This is a genomic window from Gardnerella sp. KA00127 (genome assembly GCF_049244125.1).
GTDB lineage: Bacteria > Actinomycetota > Actinomycetes > Actinomycetales > Bifidobacteriaceae > Bifidobacterium > Bifidobacterium swidsinskii.
This window is the reverse complement of sequence record NZ_CP058377.1, coordinates 1442741-1461509: the sequence shown is the minus strand read 5'-3', so window position 1 is coordinate 1461509 and position 18769 is coordinate 1442741. Positions and strand designations below refer to the sequence as shown.

General features: G+C 44.5%; 15 protein-coding genes. 9 read left to right on the top strand and 6 right to left on the bottom strand.

The window, feature by feature from the left end:
• Window positions 1-89 precede the first annotated feature (89 nt).
• The 9 genes from mvk to rsmD all read left to right on the top strand — a co-directional run bounded on the left by mvk (window position 90) and on the right by rsmD (window position 12800).
• Complete coding sequence (gene mvk / locus HXT48_RS05905) at window positions 90-1292, top strand: mevalonate kinase (protein WP_012913850.1); 1203 nt, start codon at window positions 90-92, stop codon at window positions 1290-1292.
• Between the two features lie 135 nt (window positions 1293-1427).
• Entirely contained in the window at window positions 1428-2525 is a 1098-nt protein-coding gene (gene mvaD, locus HXT48_RS05900; RefSeq protein ID WP_012913851.1) for a diphosphomevalonate decarboxylase, read from the top strand.
• Window positions 2526-2534: 9 nt separating this feature from the next.
• On the top strand, window positions 2535-4874 hold the full coding sequence (fni, locus tag HXT48_RS05895; RefSeq protein ID WP_076002631.1) for a type 2 isopentenyl-diphosphate Delta-isomerase: 2340 nt from the start codon (window positions 2535-2537) through the stop codon (window positions 4872-4874).
• A gap of 128 nt (window positions 4875-5002) precedes the next feature.
• Window positions 5003-5197, top strand: coding sequence for a 50S ribosomal protein L28 (gene rpmB / locus HXT48_RS05890; RefSeq protein ID WP_012913853.1), 195 nt, complete (start codon window positions 5003-5005; stop codon window positions 5195-5197).
• Between the two features lie 103 nt (window positions 5198-5300).
• The gene (locus HXT48_RS05885) at window positions 5301-7721 is read left to right on the top strand and encodes an ATP-dependent DNA helicase RecG (RefSeq protein ID WP_102155428.1); all 2421 of its coding nucleotides are present in this window, start codon (window positions 5301-5303) and stop codon (window positions 7719-7721) included.
• Window positions 7722-8010: 289 nt separating this feature from the next.
• Window positions 8011-9159 (top strand): PfkB family carbohydrate kinase, encoded by a 1149-nt coding sequence (locus tag HXT48_RS05880; protein WP_076002633.1) that lies wholly within the window; start codon window positions 8011-8013, stop codon window positions 9157-9159.
• Between the two features lie 320 nt (window positions 9160-9479).
• A complete protein-coding gene (locus HXT48_RS05875) occupies window positions 9480-10418 on the top strand; it encodes a nucleoside hydrolase (protein WP_033888576.1) in 939 nt (312 codons plus the stop codon).
• A 118-nt stretch (window positions 10419-10536) separates the two neighbouring features.
• Complete coding sequence (locus HXT48_RS05870) at window positions 10537-11961, top strand: MFS transporter (RefSeq protein ID WP_004110247.1); 1425 nt, start codon at window positions 10537-10539, stop codon at window positions 11959-11961.
• Between the two features lie 254 nt (window positions 11962-12215).
• Window positions 12216-12800: a 16S rRNA (guanine(966)-N(2))-methyltransferase RsmD gene (gene rsmD / locus HXT48_RS05865; RefSeq protein ID WP_012913858.1), complete on the top strand. Its 585-nt coding sequence runs from the start codon at window positions 12216-12218 to the stop codon at window positions 12798-12800.
• Window positions 12801-13507: 707 nt separating this feature from the next.
• Here the strand turns inward: rsmD and trmD are convergent.
• From trmD to ffh, 6 genes are all read right to left on the bottom strand, one after another.
• Entirely contained in the window at window positions 13508-14374 is an 867-nt protein-coding gene (trmD, locus tag HXT48_RS05860; RefSeq protein ID WP_174182824.1) for a tRNA (guanosine(37)-N1)-methyltransferase TrmD, read from the bottom strand.
• A 41-nt stretch (window positions 14375-14415) separates the two neighbouring features.
• Window positions 14416-15015: a ribosome maturation factor RimM gene (rimM, locus tag HXT48_RS05855; protein WP_012913861.1), complete on the bottom strand. Its 600-nt coding sequence runs from the start codon at window positions 15013-15015 to the stop codon at window positions 14416-14418.
• Window position 15016: 1 nt separating this feature from the next.
• Window positions 15017-15250 carry an RNA-binding protein gene (locus tag HXT48_RS05850; RefSeq protein WP_004105376.1) on the bottom strand — a complete coding sequence of 78 codons (234 nt, stop codon included), beginning with the start codon at window positions 15248-15250 and terminating at the stop codon, window positions 15017-15019.
• 2 nt (window positions 15251-15252) lie between these two features.
• Complete coding sequence (rpsP, locus tag HXT48_RS05845; RefSeq protein WP_012913862.1) at window positions 15253-15723, bottom strand: 30S ribosomal protein S16; 471 nt, start codon at window positions 15721-15723, stop codon at window positions 15253-15255.
• Window positions 15724-15839: 116 nt separating this feature from the next.
• On the bottom strand, window positions 15840-17015 hold the full coding sequence (locus tag HXT48_RS05840) for an endonuclease/exonuclease/phosphatase family protein (protein WP_102155423.1): 1176 nt from the start codon (window positions 17013-17015) through the stop codon (window positions 15840-15842).
• Window positions 17012-18682, bottom strand: coding sequence for a signal recognition particle protein (ffh, locus tag HXT48_RS05835; protein WP_102155422.1), 1671 nt, complete (start codon window positions 18680-18682; stop codon window positions 17012-17014). Before ffh ends, HXT48_RS05840 begins: the two co-directional genes overlap by 4 nt.
• Window positions 18683-18769 lie beyond the last annotated feature (87 nt).

The following is an 18769-nucleotide window of genomic DNA, read 5'->3' as shown; positions in this document are numbered from 1 at the left end:
GTGTCACGTGCGTAACGTAGTTTTTTAAGTTCTACTCGACTAAATTAGAACAGTTGGAAAATTACGAAATTATCAAGGAGATGCAAACTGTGCTGGAAAGCAAATATGAACTGGCCGACGAGTTTAGTATGAACGCAAAAGCGCAAGATGCCAGCATATCTGCTATTCGCAATGACGAAGAGTATGCTTGTAAAAATTCCGCAATTACACCTTCCGCAATTACGAATCTCGAAAACGCAATAAAATACAGCAATCACAAAGGATACGGCGAAACTTGCGCGAAGGTTATTCTTTTTGGCGAACATTCCGTGGTTTATGGTCATTCTGCAATAGCTTTGCCGCTTAAAAACTTGCGTATGCGCGCTGTCGTAACTAATTGCAATGAATCTTTAGTACCTGTATCGTGTAAATCTTTATCTTCTGCTTCGTGTGAATCTTTAGCATCTGCATCACGCGAATCTTTAGCATCTACGACGAATCTCGATTCACATATAACTCTTTCGTGCCTTGACTTTACTGGCAAACTTTCCGAAATTCCTACGCGCTTTAATAGCATACGAACAGCAATTCGCGCGTCGCTAGAGTTTGCAGGGTGGAGCGGTGAGAATTTGCACATTTTTACCGAGTCTGATTTTCCAGCAGAACGAGGTCTTGGCTCGTCTGCGGCTGCTGCTGGTGCTATAATTCGTGCGATTCTTGACTATTATGGCGTTTCAGCTAGCGATGATGAGATTTTTAAGTTGACGCAGACTGCTGAGTGCGTGGCTCACGGACGTTCTTCAGGCTTGGATGCCACTGCAACCGCTGCTTCCTGGCCTGTGCGTTTTAGTCGTGGCTGTTTTGATCGCATGGAAATTAACATGCGTGCGTGGCTTGTTTTGGCGGATTCTGGATGCAAAGGAATGACTCGCGAAACAGTTGAAGCTTTGCATTCTCGTTTAGAATCGAATCCTGTTGAAGTTGGAGCGCAGCTCAATAAATTGGGGGAGATTGCGGCTGTTGCAGAAGATGATTTGGTGTTTGGTCGTATTGAAAATATGGGTAAGCAAATGACTTTCGCACACCGTATTTTGGCGGATTTGGGCGTAAGTACTGCGAAACTTGACACTTTGGTAGATGCTGCTTGCAAACATGGCGCGTTGGGTGCAAAACTTACTGGCGGAGGTGGTGGAGGATGTGTCATTGCGCTGGCTGATAGTGAGGATGCTGCTAAGCGAGTGAGTGAAGCTTTTAAAAATGCAGGAGCTTGCGATACGTGGATTGTGAATATAGGTGATTCTGCAATAAATTGAATCTTATTTTTACTTGAAATGTAGCATAAACTTTACAGTTATTTAAAGAAAAGAAGCTTGTGCGCACTGTTTTGCTAAAACATTGACTAGCACATTAACAAACGAGAATTACGTATCTGCCGCAAAAGGAACAGTATGCAAAATGTTGAAATTCAGCCAAAAATAACGTTTGACGCTAGTCTTTCACCCAACTCAGCTTTTGCTAAAGCAAACGCGAATATTGCGCTGATTAAGTATTGGGGTAAGCGCGATGAAAAGCTGATTTTGCCTTATACTTCCTCGCTTTCGCTCACTCTTTCGGATTTGTCCACAACTACAAGCGTAAGTTTTGTGAATAATCTTGAACAAGATACTTTTACTTTAGATAATGAAAAGATTTCGTCATCTGCCAAAACTTTTCGTCGCGTAGTAGCTATGCTCGATTTGGTGCGTGAAATTGCAAGAATTTCAACGAAAGCAAGCGTTATTTCGCATAATATTGTGCCAACTGCTGCTGGTCTTGCGTCGAGTGCGTCTGGTTTTGCAGCTCTTGCGTCTGCTGCCTCGTACGCTGCTGGATTAAACCTAACTCCACGAGAACTTTCTAGACTTGCAAGACGTGGTTCTGGTTCAGCTTGTCGTTCGATTTTTGGAGGACTTTCAATTTGGCATGCAGGTTGCGACGACGAAACATCTTACGCAGAGCCTATTGAAAACGCACAAGTTGCGCTTAAAAATTTAAACCTTGCTATGATTGTTGTTACTTTGGACGATAGCAAAAAGCCGATTTCTAGCCGAGAAGCGATGCGCAGAACGGTTGAAACTTCGCCAACGTATATGCAATGGGTTGAGCAGTCGAAAGACGACCTTGAAATTGCTAAAAACGCAATTAAGCGAGCAGATATTGAGCAATTGGGTGAGGTTGTTGAACGCAATGCTTTTGGAATGCACGAAACTATGCATAATGCTGTTCCGTCGGTGAATTATTTAACTAGCAGCACGCATATTGTGCTTGAAGCGGTTAAAAATATGCGAAAAGATGGTTGGCTGGTGTGGTCTACGATGGATGCTGGTCCAAATGTGAAGGTGCTTACTTCTGGAGATGATGCTTATCGTGCGATGTGTCAGTTGCGCTCGCGAGTTGAGGATGGTTTACGTAATTCTAGCGTTTTTTGTAATACAGAATATTGCGAGCCGAAATTTGCAATTGCGCTGCCAGGTGACGCTGTGACGGTGAGTACGAGTTTAAAATAGGCGGATAATATGACTCAAGTGCGCTCTAGTGCCCCAGGAAAGCTTTATATTGCTGGCGAGTATGCTGTTGTTGACGGCTGTGCTGCAATTGTTGCTGCTGTTAGTCGTTATGTAACAGTTAGCATAAGTGATGAAACCTTAAACGAAGAGTTACGCGAAAATTTGCAGAAAAATGCCCCTAGTAGCAGAAATTATTGTGGTGCAATTACGTCAGATGCTGAAAAATATAAACCGCTTCTTTGGGCGCGTGCATCCGACGGAAGTATTGAAATACAAAACGACGGAAAATATGCTTATGTGCTCGCTGCAATGGGCGTAGTCGACGCTTATGCTAGTGAGAAATGTGCGCCAAATATTAACCGCAAAAGTTACAATGTGCATATTTCTAGCGAACTTGATGATGCAAAAACTGGTAGAAAATACGGTCTTGGATCTTCTGCTGCAGTAACTGTTGCAGTTATTCGCGCGTTGTGCAAATGGTATGGTTTGAATCTTTCGACTCCAGAAATTTGCAAGCTAGCGTTGATTGCGTCGTCGAGTGTTAAAAAATCCGGAAGCGGTGGAGATGTTGCTGCCAGCTCTTATGGCGGTTGGACTATGTATCGCGCGTATAGCCGAGAGTGGCTTGAAGCTGAGCTGACGCTAGTAAAATCCGGATGCTCTGATTTCGGTGAGTTGTTGCACAAAAAGTGGCCACGACTGGAAGTTAAGCGTTTAAATGTAGATAAGTCGCTAAAACTTTTAGTCGGGTGGACTGGTTCTCCTGCGTCTAGCGCAAAGCTAGTAAGTAGCGTAGAAAGTAGCGTTAAAACTAGTGCTGAAGGTAGTACGGAAAGTAGCGTCGAAACTAGTGCTTTTGACAATAAAAATCAACTTTTTACTTACGAAGATTTTTGCAAACAAAGTGAGATTTGCGTGCAAAAACTTGCGCGCGCAATTGAAAAGTTTGAAATAAGCGAAATTTCTAGCGGTTTTGCTCAAAATCGTGCGTTGTTACAAAAATTAAGTGCTCTTACTGGAACTGTTATCGAAACGCATGAACTTACAAAATTTATTGAAATTGCGACTTGTGCCGGTGTTCCTGCAAAAACTAGCGGTGCAGGCGGGGGAGATTGTGCAATTGCGCTGTCGACAATTTATGACAATAATGTAATTGAAACTATGAAATCTACTTGGGAAGCCAATGGAATAAAGCCATTGAATATTGATGTTACGGAAATTTTTGGAACTGGTAAGCCTTCTGAAAATATTGTATTAGACGCGTTTGCTAAGAGTCGCGAACCTAATGCACAATCTGTTCAATCTTGCACAATACAAAACCGCAAAGACGCGCATATTGCGCTTGCGGACAAGCAGTATAAAACTCGTGCAGATTCAGATTTTGACAAAGTGCGTTTTGTGCCGAATGCTTTGCCGCAAGTTGCGCTTGAAGAAATTGACGCTAGCGTGAACGTGCTAGGAAGCGAAGTATGCGATTCTGTGCATTGGTGCTCGCCGATATATATTAACGCAATGACCGGCGGAAGTGATGCTGCTAAAAAAGTGAATGCAAGTCTTGCTAGAGTTGCTGCAAAAAATTCTGTTGCTATGGCGAGTGGATCTTTGAGTGCTGCTCTTCGAGACGAAACTTTACTCAGCACTTTCAGTGTCATAAGAAGCGAAAATCCACATGGATTTGTGATGGCAAATGTTAGCGCTGGAACTAGTGCGTCTGATGCATTGCGTGCTGTAAACATGATTCATGCGAATGCGTTACAAGTGCATTTAAATGCTGCACAAGAGTTGGTTATGCAAGAAGGAGATCGCGATTTTCGAAATTGGTTGTGCAATATTGAGTCTATTGTCAGTGCGTGCGAAGCACTAAGCGTGCCTGTGATTGTGAAGGAAACTGGATGCGGAATTTCTGCTAAAGATGTTCATCGTCTTAAAGATGTTGGAGTGCGCACTGTAGATGTGTCTGGTCGTGGCGGAACTAATTTTGTAACAATAGAGAATGCTCGCAGGAACTTAGGCGACTGTGATTATTTGGCTGATTGGGGTCTTACTACTGTTGAGTCGCTGGTTGACATACGCAAGTGTGATTCGTTAAAAAATATGGAAGTTTTCGCAAGTGGAGGAGTTCGCACGCCTTTGGATGTTGTGCGTGCGTTGGCTTTGGGTGCTTCTGCAGTTGGTGTCGCTGGCGAGTTTTTGCATACGCTTATGCATGAAGGTGAGGATGCGCTTTCTTTGCAAATTGATAACTGGAAGAAGCAAATTAGGGTGATTATGGCTCTTCTTGGATGCAAGACAGTCAAGGATTTACAAGAAAAGACTGAGTTTGTGCGCGCGGATTGTCTTGGTAAGTGATATACTTGTGTAGTTGTGCGTTCAAGCGTGCTTATTTGTTTATGCAATGTGCGTAAGTAATTTGCGTAAGTAGTTCGTGTGTTTGAATGACGCAAGACTTGCAAGTCAAAGAAAATAGGAGTCCAATTATGGCAGCTCGTTGCGCAGTATGTGGCAAGGGACCTCAGACTGGTTTCACTGTTTCACATTCGCATATCCGCAATAAGCGCACCTTCCGCCCGAACCTTCAGCCGGTTCGCACCACCATTGATGGCGAGAACGTTCGCCTTCGTGTGTGCGTGAAATGCATTAAGGCTGGCAAGGTTCAGCGCGTTGAGGCGTGATTCGCGCATTGTATTGCGTTTAAATTGTAAGGCCCTGAGTGTTGCTCGGGGCTTTTTTGTATTTGCGTATTTTTTCGTGCGCACGTTATATTCCTGATTGCGAATGATTTATAATCGAAATATGCTAAATACGCCCACGAACTCAGCCAAAATGCATACTTCGCTTTGTGCAATAATCAGCAATAAGCGACGCGTTTCTGCATTAAAATCTTTGGGCATAGTCACAGTCGAAGACGCATTGACTTACTACCCGTTTAGAGTCACAAGTCCATTGAGAATTGCGAACTTAAAAGATATAAAAATTGGCGAAGAAGTGGCTTTCTATGCGCAAGTTCAGTCAATTAACGTTGTGCCTATGAACGCTCGTCGCGGTTTTAGAATCGAAATTAACGTTTTGCAAGATATGCAAGCGGTAGCTCAACTTATTTATTTTTCTAAAAATCGTCAATACGCTCAGTGGCTTTCCGCAAAGATGCATGTTGGTGAAATGGTTGTTGTTGGCGGTACGTCTAGCGCTTTTAATGGTAAATTGCAATTTACGCATCCTCAAATTCTTACTGTATCTGCTGTAGAAGAAAGTGATAGCTTGCATCAATCTCGCGATACTGTAAGAAGTGTGGAAGATGGTTTGGCGCGTATGAGCGCGCCTATGCCCGTGTATCATGCAAATTCTAGGATTTCCAGCGAGCATATTCACGAAACTATACTTTCTATACTTTCTGCACTTTCTAAAGATTCTGAAGATTCCGCAGCTTCTAAAAATTCCGCAGCTTGCACTAGTGAATTCCTGCAAATCCCAGATATTACGCCTGAATCAGTGCTAAAAAAACGTAACCTCATGACTAGAGCGTCAGCAATATACTCAATTCATAATCCGCAATCAGTTGACGAATTTTATAAAGCTGTTGACTCGTCGCGCTATGAAGAAGCTTTTATTTCCCAAGTAGCTGTATTGCGATCTCGTGAAGATTCTAAAGATAATCAAGCAAAATCTTGTAATAATTCTCTTATAAGAAATGAATTTGTGGAAAGTTTGCCGTTTGAGCTTACTGCAGGTCAAAAAGATGTAATTGATGAGATTGTACGTGACATGCGTGAGCACCATCCGATGCGTCGCTTGCTTCAAGGTGAAGTTGGTTCCGGAAAAACAGTTGTTGCGCTCGCTGCAATGCTCGAGGCAGTTGGATCAGGCTATCAGGCTGTGCTTGTGGCTCCTACTCAAGTTCTGGCGTCTCAACATGCCGAAAATTTGCGCCAAATGATTGCGCGCGCGAATCTAAAGGTGCCTGTAATCGTCGTAACTGGAGGCATGAGACTTGCGGATCGCAGACGTGCGCTAGCGAGTGTGGCAAGTGGAGAGCCTTCGCTTATTGTTGCAACTCATGCAGCGTTCTCGTCGACTTTTAAGCCGACTAATTTAGCTTTGGTAATTATTGACGAGCAACATCGTTTTGGTGTTGAGCAGCGCGATGTTTTGTTGCGCAAAATGAGCGTAGATTCGCATAATAGTGCTGAAAAGTCTTTTACACCGCATCTTTTAGTAATGACTGCAACGCCTATTCCGCGCTCTGCTGCTATGACGTGGTTCGGTGATTTGGATGCTTCGTATTTAACTGAACTGCCTGGAGGTAGAAAACCTATTCGCACTTTTGTTGTGCAAGAATCGGATGCGAATACTATGGCGAGAATGTTTGCGCATATTCGTGCTCGCATTGATGCAGGTGAGCGTGCGTATGTTGTTTGCGCGCATATTGATGATGATTTTAATGAGGATTCTGGTAGGGATTCTGGTAGTGCTTCTGTTAGTAATTTTGGTAGGGATTTTGATAGCGATGAATCTGAAGGTTTTGAAGATGTTTCGCAATCTGTGCAATCTAATCAATCTGAAGAAAATAACGCAGATTCTTTGCGCAAACTTCATACAGTTAACGGCATTTTGAAGCGGCTTTCAGCTTTGCCGCAATTTAAAGGCGTTACTTTTGCTAAGCTTACTGGTCGCGACGATGATGCTACGAAACGCGAAACGATGGAACGTTTTGCGCGCGGAGATGTGCAAGTTCTTGTAGCTACAACGGTTATTGAGGTCGGTGTTGATGTGCCTCAAGCGAGTTGCATTGTGATTTTTGACGCGGATCGTTTTGGTCTTGCGCAATTGCATCAGTTGCGTGGACGTGTTGGGCGTGGTGGCACGAATTCTTGGGCATTTTTGGTTGCGCAAACTGAGGATGGAAGTCTTGCTCAAGAACGTTTGCAAGTTGTTGAAAATTCGCTAGATGGTGCCGTAATTGCTAAGAAAGATTTGGAATTGCGCAATGTTGGCGATGTTCTTGGCGATAAGCAGTCGGGTGGTCGCTCGAGTTTGAAGATTTTGCGAGTTGTTAAGGATGCAAAGATTATCGCTATGGCTCGTGAAGATGCGTTGGAGACTTTGCAAAAAGACACTCATCTTGTTTCGTTGCCGTATCTTGCAGGTGCAGTGCTTGATTTTACGAGAGGTGGAAGTGCGCAAATCGTAAGCAATTAAAATTCTAAAGTTCTGAATTTGCGCGCAAAATATCTTATAAAGATTACAATATTGTATGAATAAATTATCCTATAAAAAAAGTATAAAGAAAAAATTATTGCATATTTATGCACTTAATTTAGTAAAAAATACGGTAAGAAACTATTTTTAATTGATAATTAATATCAACTTTTGTTGGATATAATATAAAAAAACAACAAAATTACATAAATTTACGTGCATATTATGAGAATTGTGAATATCCTAGATAGTAGGCATCATTTGTAATCACAATAGAGATGAGGCGACAATGACCGAACGCGAACAACAAATCTTGACTTGGATTCAACAAAACCCGATGATTAGCCAACAGGAACTTGCAAATCTCGCAGGAATTACTCGTTCAGGTGTGGCTGCTCATATTTCCAATTTAATTCGCAAAGGATATTTACGAGGTAAGGGATATATTGTTACTCCTCCAAGTTATGTGACTGTTGTTGGCGGAATTAGCATGGATGTTCTTGGCATTGCTTGCGGAGATTTGATGGATTACACGTCTAATGCTTCCCGTGTGCGCTATATGCTAGGCGGTGTTGGAAGGAATATTGCAGTCGCGTTGGAACGTCTTAATATTCGCACAAGCATGGTTTCTGTCTACGGTGGCGATCACAACGGAGAGCTTTTCCGCATTGATGCTGCTGCAAACGGCTTAGATATTGGTTATGCGAAGCAACTTCCTGAGTCAATGACTGCTTCGTACATGTATGTTGGTGACGCTTCTGGTCAGCGTTTGCTTGCTTTAGACGATATGAGTATTTACGACCACATGACTCCTGATTTTTTGCGTGAGCGCATGTCCATTATTGAAAATGCTGATATTTTGGTGTTGGATACTAATATTCCGCAAAAGTCAATTGAGTGGCTATGTGACCGTTATCGCCGTCCTATTATTGTTCGTGCAATTACGGATGCAAAAGCTCCTCGAGTGCTTTCTAGATTGTCTCGTATTGACACCCTTATTTTAGATACTGCTGAATCGCAGGCTTTAACTGGCGTTAATGCTGTTGACGAGCGTTCTGCAATTCGCTGTGCGAATGTGCTTCTCAAGCGTGGAGTAAAACGTGTATTTGTAAATGCCGGTCGCGCAGGAGTTGCTTATGGTGTTGCAGATGAGGGAGTGTCGTTCTATCCTGTCCCAGTTAAGCGCGTCCAGAGAATGATGCTAACTCGCGGAAATAGCAATGTTGGTGTTGAAGCAGTCGGCAACGACAACGGCTCTAGCGATGCTGCTACTGCGGCGCTTATTTACGCGCGATATAACGAATTTGATTCTTCAAAAACTGGCAGATTTGCGGTTGCTGCTGCAGCTTTGAATACTGAATCTATGCAGCCTGTACATGAGTTGTTTAATCCAGAACTTATTTCTCAACGCATGACGAATATTCATGAGCGCATTTAATTAGTGCTTTTTGCGCTGATTTTATTTCTTTTATTTAATTTACGAATTAATCTTGTAAATTTTTCTTGCATACAATAGTAGGTCTGCTATACTTGTTATTAGTCATTTGTTTAGTTATATAAACAAATGTTAGGTAATTAGTGTTGTATGATGCAATGGAGCGTATGTGCAGCGAAATGCGTAGTGGCGTACGAGCATGGATCATAGAGCAATTTACGCATAAATTAACAGCAGTTAGTAGCAAACGTAATAGCAAAAATAACTGAAAACTATTTACGTAAGTTATTAACAAGAAGTTAGTTATCTACGAAGGAGTAATGATGACTTCAATCATCCTAGATTGCGATCCTGGCCATGATGACGCCATGGCTATTCTGTTGGCACTTGGTAACCCAAATATTGAGTTGCTCGGCGTAACTACAGTTGGCGGCAACCAAAGCCTTGAAAAAGTCACGTATAATGCGCGTGCAACTCTCGAAATGGCTCGTGCAACTCACATTCCAGTTCACGCAGGCTGCGACCGACCAATGGTCCGCCCTCTGGAAGTTGCGGCTTCCGTGCACGGCGAAAGCGGCTTAGACGGCGTAACGCTTCCAGAACCAACGCGACCATTGGACGAAGGCCACGCTGTAAATTGGATTATTGATACGATTATGAGCAACGAACCTGGCACGATTACGCTTGTACCAACTGGTCCGCTCACCAATATTGCTATGGCAGTGCGCCTTGAGCCACGAATCGTAAGACGTGTGAAGGAAGTTGTGCTCATGGGCGGCGGATATCACGTTGGTAATTGGAGCGCGGTTGCTGAGTTTAATATTAAGGTTGATCCAGAATCTGCGCATGTTGTGTTTAATGAGGATTGGCCTATTACTATGGTCGGCCTTGATTTGACGCATCAGGCACTTTGCACTCCTGAAGTGCAAGCAAAGATTAATGCTATTGGCACGCCTCTTTCTGCGTTTGCTAGCGGTTTGATGGACTTCTTCCGTAAAGCGTATAAGGATAATCAAGACTTTATTGATCCGCCAGTTCATGATCCTTGCACGATTGCTTATTTGATTGACCACAGTGTGGTGGCTACTCGTCGCTGCCCTGTAGACGTTGAAATTAAGGGCGAATTAACAGTTGGTATGACCGTTGCAGATTTGCGCGGACCAGAACCATCCGCAGAAGAATGCCATACGCAAGTTGCAACCAAACTTGATTTCGATAAATTCTGGGATTTGATTATTGACGCGCTGAAGCGTATCGGCTGATTTGTACTAGAATTATTCACGATATTTTGCGCAACAATACTGCAAATTTACCGAAAGAAAATAAAGCGGTAAAGTTGCGCAAAAATAAAATTTATACGAAATTTGATATGAGGCTATTATGACTGAAGTTTCATCTCCAACGCCTTCCATGCTAGACAAGGGTGGGCGATCAATTGTTGCGCTAATGACGGCGCTACTCGTTGCTATTTTTGCTTTCCAGCTCAACGCTTCAATGCTTTCTCCAGCATTAGCAACAATGACAAAAGAGCTTCACGCAACCGATACGCAAATCGGCTTAACTCAAACAGTGTTCTTTACTGCTGCTGCTTTATTCTCACTGTTTTTGCCGCGTTTATCTGATTTAGTCGGTCGTAAGAAGGTGCTTATTGGCATTTTGATTTCAACGATTGCGGGCTGCGTAGTGTCTGCGCTTGCTCCAGATGTGAATATTTTGATGCTTGGACGTATTTTGCAGGGTGCTTCTGGTCCTGTAGTGCCGATGTGCTTGATTATGCTTCGCGTGCGCGTAACTGAAGAAAAGCGTTACGCAAAGCTAATGGCAATTTTGACATCTGTAAACGGTGGTATTGCTGGCGTTGATGCGTTGCTTGGCGGTTGGCTTGCTGGAAAGTTTGGTTTCCGTTCGGTGTTCTGGACTATGGCAGGTATTGCTGTAGCGGCAGTGATTATGGTGATTGTTGCTGCTGAAGAATCTTATGCGGAGGAAACTTCAAAGATGGATTGGTTGGGCGTTGTGACGCTTGGTATTGCGTTCCTTGCAGCATATCTTGCTATTAATGAAATTGATAAGCTTGCAAATGCTAACTTGACTATGGTTGCAGGCCTTGTGGTAGTGGCTGTAATCTTCTTCGCGATTTTCTGGAGAATTGAAGGAAAGATTGCTGCTCCTTTGGTTTCGACGCATTACATGAAGCAGCGTCGCACGTGGGGCTTGCTTTCTTGCACGCTGCTTACCATGACTGGCGTTTTTGCTTTGATGAATGGTGTAGTGCCGCAGCTTGCTCAGGATGCTAAGTTTGGTGCTGGCTTGGGTGCTGACGTGGTGAGCTTTGCAACGTTGACGCCTTACGCAATTATTGGCTTCTTGTTTGGGCCTGTGGCTGGTATGCTGGCTGCCAAGTTTGGTTACCGTTTGGTACTTCGTGCTGGCATTATTGTCAGTGTGATTGGCGTTGTGTTTGGTATGTATGTTGCTAATAATCCATCGGTGTGGTCTTTGGTTGCGCTTTCGCTGGCTTTGGGCGTAAGCTACGCAGGTGTTGCAAACATTATGCTTAACGGACTTGGTATTGTGCTTTCTCCAAAGGATAATCCAGGATACTTGCCAGGCATGAACGCTGGTGCTTTTAACTTGGGTGCTGGCTTAAGCTTTGCAATTCTTTACGCTGTGATGACGAATGTTGCAGGAACTAATGGTGCAACAGGCGGATACATGGCTTCGATGGTTGCGGGCATTGTGTTACTTGCGCTTGCGTTTGCTTGCTCCTTCTTAATCCCGAATCCTGAAGAAGTAAATAAGTAAGATTGACGCGTGAGTTTGCGTAATCTTAAGTGAATAAAATTAAGCGGTAAAGCTAGGATTTCCTATGCTTTGCCGCTTTTTGCTTTCTGCGCGCGACACTTCCTTTACACAGCTGTAAAGCGAGTATCGAAACCGAAAACAAATGCCAGTAAATTCTCCAACAAATGTGTTTAAAACTCATAGACAATACTAAATAATCACAAAATCGCATTGAGTAACAATGACTGTCGGGAGGGGGAGGATAAGCTAGAAGAATGCACATTATTGCTGGACGTTTTAAATCTTTGCCGCTTACTTCAGCGCAGTCGTGTACAAGACCTACTACAGATCGCACGAAAGAAGCGATATTTTCTAGGCTCGATTCGTGGGATGTTATGCACAATGCTCGCGTTCTTGATTTATTCGCCGGCACAGGTGCGTTAGGAGTTGAGGCGCTATCTCGTGGCGCGCGTGAGCTTGTTTCTGTTGAAGCAAATTCGCAAGCGGCTGCGCTGATACTTCGTACGTCGAAAGCGTTGCAGAGTTCAAAGGTTTGGGATTCTGCGCTTTCTATGAGGGTTCTTCGAAAGCGCGCGGAGCAGTTCGTTGCGGATTATAGTGGGGAAGCGTTTGACTTGATTTTTATTGATCCGCCTTATGCTTACGAAACTGCGGATTGCGAAAGTTTATTGACTTCGATGATTGCGAGCGGAGTTGCGAGCGTTTCTGCGGATACGTTGATTGTGTTGGAGCGTAGCGCGCGAAGTGTTTTGCCGACTATGCCTGAGGGCTGGGAGCTGTTTGATACGCGTAATTACGGAGAAACTTCCGTGCTGTTCATTCAGCCTAAGCGCGATTGATCTGATTCGGCTTCGTTACAATCTGTTTTTGTACTCAGGATGTGGCGCGAGTTTCGGGGGATTTCTTTCCTCGCATGCGCTACGACCTGCTTTCACACAGCATTGCGCGCGTGAAAGCAACTCGGAGCGTGAGCTTGCTCAAGTTGAAAGCGCGGTGTGCTTTCAACGCAAGCTCAGTAGCGAGCGCGCTTTGCGCGTGAGCGTTCTTTCGGGCGCTTTATTCTTAAACTTTTTTAACGATAAGCTCGCGTTTTATTACGCTCGCTTGCGAAACTCGCGTTGGAAGTCCACTGGACTTCCAACTTTAGCGAGTTTCCGCATTGAAGTGCCTCCGCGCGCTACGCTTTAAGCGCTCCGGCAAGTCAATGCGCAGTCCTCTTTTAGTGCTCGTAGAGAAATCCCCCAAACTCTGCGTGTTTAATCGTTAATAACCGTGCCTTATCGCAGAGATTTTTCGATTTTTCTTCTTCGCTTGGTGAATCAGCAGCCTGCGGCTCTGACGTTCGCCGCGCTCAGTGCGAAAAATCTCAAATCTCTACCACACGAATATTAGTACATTGAAGTTAGCGTACTAAACAGGTGGTGGTGTTATGGTGGAGAGATTTTGTGTTGTGCGTGCGGCAGCAATAATGTTAGTGTTCTCTAATCAACAAGTAATTAACGCTAGCATAGCAATACTGTTGCCGGAGTATTTCCGGCTTTTGCTGCTAGCGCGAGTTTTTGCGCGGATGATCGCCAGAAACTTCCCATCTGAGCGACATAAGCGTTTTTCGATCCGCTTTATCTATCTTGTGGCAGTCCAATTTTTCAATCAAATCAGGTCGAATTTCGCTTGTGCGAGATATAGCTTCATCTCGACGAAAACGATCAACTTTGGCGTGATTTCCGGAAGTGAGTATTTCCGGAACGCTTATACCTCGCCAAGTAGTTGGACGCGTGTATTGATGGTGTTCCAAGAGTGCGTCCGATCCTGTGTACGACTCTTCAACAATCGACTCAGGATTTCCCATAAACCCAGGGATTAAGCGTGTAATTGCCTCAAGCATAACGCTTACTGCAACTTCTCCGCCATTTAGCACGTAATCGCCAATTGAATACTCGCGTACGTCAATTCCTTGCGCGCGGTAATATTCTGGAATCCTAGCGTCGTAGCCTTCGTATCTGCCGCATCCAAATACCAAATGATTTGCGTTGCTTAATTCCGTTGCGTCTTTTTGCGTAAATAGTGGGGCAGAAGGGTTCGGGAATATAAGAATTGGTTTAGTTGAGTCTATTTTATTAGTCACGATTTTTGCTTCTTCGCAACTATCGCACGTATCGCACGTATTTTTTACTTCAGATTTTGGCAAGCTAAGCAGCTCGTCTAAGCATTCCGCCCAAACCTCAGGCTTCATAACCATGCCAGCACCACCGCCAACCGGCGTGTCATCAACAGATTGATGCACATCGTGAGTCCATTTGCGTAAATTGTATGCGCGAATTTGCAATAAACCATTATTTTGCGCTTTGCCTAACAAACTTAGGTCTAGCATGCGAAAATATTCTGGGAATACGGAAATAATATCGATGTCCATCATAAGGCACTCTACTACGAAAACTGATAAAACTATGAAAACTACGAAAGCCCCGGAATTAGACCGCCCGGAGGATCAATAGTCAAATACCCGTTTGCAACGTCAACTTCCGGCACAAGTGCCTCAACAAATGGCACAAGCGCAGTCTTATTATCGTCGTCAATCGGATTATTCAAGCGGATTTTTAGCAAAGATTGCGCACCGTCGAGCACATCCACAACTTTTCCAATAGTGCAAGCCGGCAGCCCAAGCTGATTTTCTTCGCACAAGCGCGCTTGTAAACCGACTAAATCCTTAATATACCAAGCATTTTCGGCAGCAAGTTCTTGCGCATCTTCCGCATGTACATACAATTCAGTGCCATTAAGTGCTTCCGCATCGTTGCGATTTTGTGATTCTTCGAATAGTAAAATCCAACGATTTTTGAATGTTCTTGCGTTCTCAATAACGAACTCGCGCTCGCCGTCTGCAGTGCACAATACATTTCCTGGCTCAAAACGTTCGTAAGGCTCATCTGTAAAAATTTGTACAGTAACTTCGCCTTTTAAACCTTGGGCTTTACCGATACGACAAACCCTCAGCAGGTCATTACGACTTTGCTGAGGGTTGTCAAAAGATTGTTGGTCTAATGCCACGTTCATCTCACTTACGTACGTCCATAATGTCAACGCGCACATTGTGGTTGCTCAAAGCTTGCACAACAATGCGAATTGCATTAGCGGTACGACCATTGCGTCCAATAACGCGACCAATATCTTCAGGATTCACGCGTACTCGAAGCAATTCGCCGCGAGCATTTTCGTGAGAACGTACCGACACGTCATCTGGAAAATCCACGATGTTCTTAATGAGATGTTCAACAGCTTGAGCCAGCATGATTACTCAGCCTTTTCCTCGGCTTCGGCAGCTTCCGCAGCTTCAGCTGGGACTTCTTCGGCTTCGTTTGCAGCGGCTTCAGCTGCAGCCTGAGCCTTAGCAGCGGCTTCAGACTTAGCGGCCTTCAGCTTCTGAGCTTCAGCTTCAACAGCTTCAACGCGAGCCTGTGCGTCTGGACCAGCTTCAGAAGTCTTCAACGTGCCTTCGGCACCGTCGAGACCCTTGAACTTCTGCCAGTCACCAGTGATCTTCAAGAGTTTCAACACTGGTTCGGTTGGCTGTGCGCCAACGCCAAGCCAGTACTGTGCGCGCTCAGAATCAATCTGAATCATAGATGGCTGCTTGTTTGGATCGTAAACGCCGATCTCTTCGATGGACTGACCGTTGCGCTTGTTGCGTGAATCAGAAATGACTACACGGTAAAAGGCATAGAACTTCTTGCCCAATCGCTTAAGACGAATCTTGGTTGCCAAAATGGCTCTCCTTATAACTAGAGTCGTGGAATTTCGTTCGGGTGTGGGGCACTCCTTGCGAGCTTCCACATGTTCCTCACGTGGTCGGGAAGAGGGCGCCGATTCACGCGAATAACTTATCTATTATGCCTGCGCGCTTGGACGTTTTTATCTAGTGATTGTAGGTCGATTGCTGCGATGTATGCTAAGTGATCAGTGCCGTCGACAACTACATTCTTTTGCCATAGTGCGTTAGATTTACAGTTTTTTGCGCAAAATAGCACATGGTCAAGTGTAAGATTTGGCCACTTAAGCCATGTAGGCCATGTGCGTAGACGCTTTCCAAGCGAAAGCGCAACGTCTGTAAATCCGTATTTCAAAAGCGAGCGAAAGCTTGGGTGGTCGACTGTGGAATTAAGATCGCCAGTAACAATAGTAAGAGTTGCTAAATCGCAAGTTTTCGAAGTAGATTCGTCAGCGCATTCGTTAGTGCAATCGGCGAAAGAATCAGTAGTAGAATCAATAGTCGCAAGTGCGCGAATTCCATTACTCCAAGCAGCACACCCACGCATCGGTGACTTTGGATGTGCAGAAGCAAATTTCACCAAAACTTTTTCATTTGCACCAAAATCTAAGCAAGTTGTAACGCTTGGTACGCTTGCAGCTTCAATTTTTACGGAATTATTGCAAGTAGAAATCGCGGAATATTGCGTAAAAATAGCGTTGAATCCGCCGTTATTATGCTCACTTTGCGCACCTACGCACGAAGTTGGAAAAATCTTGTATATTCCAAGTTTTTCAAGATTTTTTACTAAAGACTTGCTTAATTCTTGTAAAAGTAACGTATTTACGTGATATTTTTTCGCTATTTCTATTATTTCGGATGCGCTCGCTTTTCCGTATCTGCAGTTAAGAGTCATCACGCGTATTTCTTGATGCTGTTCCTTGCAGCTTTTGCGCGACGACCTGCTTTCGTGCAACCTACGTAATTTTGCAAACCAGTACGGCGTATGCGACTTAAGCGAAATCAAAAATAGCACAGCGTACGCAATACATAAATATCCGTAAGATTTCGCGTAAGATTGCGCTAAATTAAGCGAGTGCGCTACTTTCTCTGCGCAGCATGTATACAGCAAAAAACCGCCAAAATTACACAAAAACAGTGCTCCCACAACGTAAGTTGCAAGTGGAAGCAGCGCAATAATATACGGAAGTGGGTTATATTTATCCGCACCTGCTGGCAGCCAACGCAGCAGCTGCCACAAAAGAAGCGGCACAAATATAACCCACAAAAACGCCAATACTAAAATCATCGACCGAATAAGCCAGCTAATCCGCCGCCAAAGTTAGGTGGCAGTTGATTATCTTGATTTGCATCTTCGGAATTCATAAGTTCCTTAAGTCCTTCAGGAAGATTCTGAAGATTTGGTTGCTGTGGCTTTGCAAAAGCAGAACCTGCAACATCGTCGCTAGTAGATTCGCCAGAAAGACGCTCACGCAACGCGCGCTCTTCAGCTTCCCTGCGCATTGGATTTCCGGACTTTCCGCCCTTCTTCTTGCCTTTCTTATCTTTGCGCTTCGACTTACTGCCGGCTCCACCGAATCCAGGAATCCCGCCCATGCCAGGCATTCCAGCGCCTCCGCTCATTCGCTTCATCATTTTTGCAGCCTGCTCGAAACGTTGCAAAAGTGCATTAACTTGCGAAACGCTCACGCCTGAACCAGCAGCAATTCTCGCGCGGCGAGATCCGTCAATAATCTTTGTATTTCTACGCTCTTGAGGAGTCATAGAGCGAATAATTGCCTCAGTTCGGTCAATTTCCTTATCGTCAAACTGCTCAAGCTCCTGACGGTGAGCTGCCATTCCAGGCATCATGCCCAAAAGCTTCTTCATTGAGCCAAGCTTACGAACTTGCTGAAGCTGCTCCAAAAAATCATCCAAACCAAAGTTGCCTTCAGCTATTTTTGCAGCAGCCTTGCGCGATTCTTCTTCGTCGAACTGCTTCTGTGCGTGCTCAATAAGCGTCAAAATATCGCCCATATCGAGTATGCGTGAAGCCATTCGATCAGGATGGAAGATTTCAAAATCCTTCAAACCTTCACCTGTAGAAGCAAACAAAATCGGCTTTCCAGTAACGCTTGCAACCGAAAGTGCAGCACCGCCTCGAGCGTCGCCATCAAGCTTAGAAAGCACAACGCCAGTAAAGTTCACGCCATCGTTAAAAGCTTGAGCAGTGCGAACAGCATCCTGACCAATCATTGCATCAATAACAAACAGCACTTCTTGCGGTTGCACGGCATCGCGAATATTGCGTGCCTGCTTCATAAGCTCTTCGTCAACACCCAAACGACCTGCGGTATCAATAATCACAGTGTCATACATTTTTTCGCGCGCATAATTAATAGAATCGCGCGCAACCTTAACAGGGTCGCCTTTAGTGAACCATGGCAAAGAAATCGCGCTTCCGCCTGTTTGCACACCCTTTTCTGGAGCAAATACAGGAACTCCTGCGCGCTCGCCAACAACTTGCAGCTGTGTGACTGCATTAGGTCGTTGCAAATCTGCTGCTACAAGCAAAGGAGTATGACCTGCATCCTTTAGCCAGTAGCCCAGCTTTCCAGCAAGCGTAGTTTTACCTGCACCTTGCAAACCTGCAAGCATAATTACAGTTGGAGGGTACTTCGCAAAATTAAGCTGCCTATCTACACCTGCGCCCAATACCTGCGTAAGCTCGTCGTTTACAATTTTCACAACTTGCTGAGCTGGATTTAAAGCGTGCGAAACTTCCTCACCAAGAGCGCGCTCGCGAATTTGAGCAGTGAATGAGCGGACTACTTCCAACGCAACGTCTGCGTCGAGAAGTGCGCGGCGAATCTCGCGAATTGTGCCGTCAATATCGGATTCTGATAGCTTGCCTTTGCTGCGCAAATGCTTAAAAGCATTGGAAAGGCGGTCTGTTAACGAACTAAATGCTGCCATAGTTTTCCATTCTACCTGTTGTTGCTAACGTAACTTTAGTGCAATTGCTAACTTGATTTGCTAATTAATACTTTCGCGTTTTCTTTT

Bases quoted from the DNA above. Each gene is read 5' to 3' on its own strand.
- mvaD (WP_012913851.1), top strand. From the start codon at position 1,428: ATGCAAAATGTTGAAATTCAGCCAAAAATAACGTTTGACGCTAGTCTT.
- fni (WP_076002631.1), top strand. From the start codon at position 2,535: ATGACTCAAGTGCGCTCTAGTGCCCCAGGAAAGCTTTATATTGCTGGC.
- rpmB (WP_012913853.1), top strand. From the start codon at position 5,003: ATGGCAGCTCGTTGCGCAGTATGTGGCAAGGGACCTCAGACTGGTTTC.
- HXT48_RS05885 (WP_102155428.1), top strand. From the start codon at position 5,301: ATGATTTATAATCGAAATATGCTAAATACGCCCACGAACTCAGCCAAA.
- HXT48_RS05880 (WP_076002633.1), top strand. From the start codon at position 8,011: ATGACCGAACGCGAACAACAAATCTTGACTTGGATTCAACAAAACCCG.
- HXT48_RS05875 (WP_033888576.1), top strand. From the start codon at position 9,480: ATGACTTCAATCATCCTAGATTGCGATCCTGGCCATGATGACGCCATG.
- HXT48_RS05870 (WP_004110247.1), top strand. From the start codon at position 10,537: ATGACTGAAGTTTCATCTCCAACGCCTTCCATGCTAGACAAGGGTGGG.
- rsmD (WP_012913858.1), top strand. From the start codon at position 12,216: ATGCACATTATTGCTGGACGTTTTAAATCTTTGCCGCTTACTTCAGCG.
- trmD (WP_174182824.1), bottom strand. From the start codon at position 14,374: ATGGACATCGATATTATTTCCGTATTCCCAGAATATTTTCGCATGCTA.
- rimM (WP_012913861.1), bottom strand. From the start codon at position 15,015: ATGAACGTGGCATTAGACCAACAATCTTTTGACAACCCTCAGCAAAGT.
- HXT48_RS05850 (WP_004105376.1), bottom strand. From the start codon at position 15,250: ATGCTGGCTCAAGCTGTTGAACATCTCATTAAGAACATCGTGGATTTT.
- HXT48_RS05840 (WP_102155423.1), bottom strand. From the start codon at position 17,015: ATGATTTTAGTATTGGCGTTTTTGTGGGTTATATTTGTGCCGCTTCTT.
- ffh (WP_102155422.1), bottom strand. From the start codon at position 18,682: ATGGCAGCATTTAGTTCGTTAACAGACCGCCTTTCCAATGCTTTTAAG.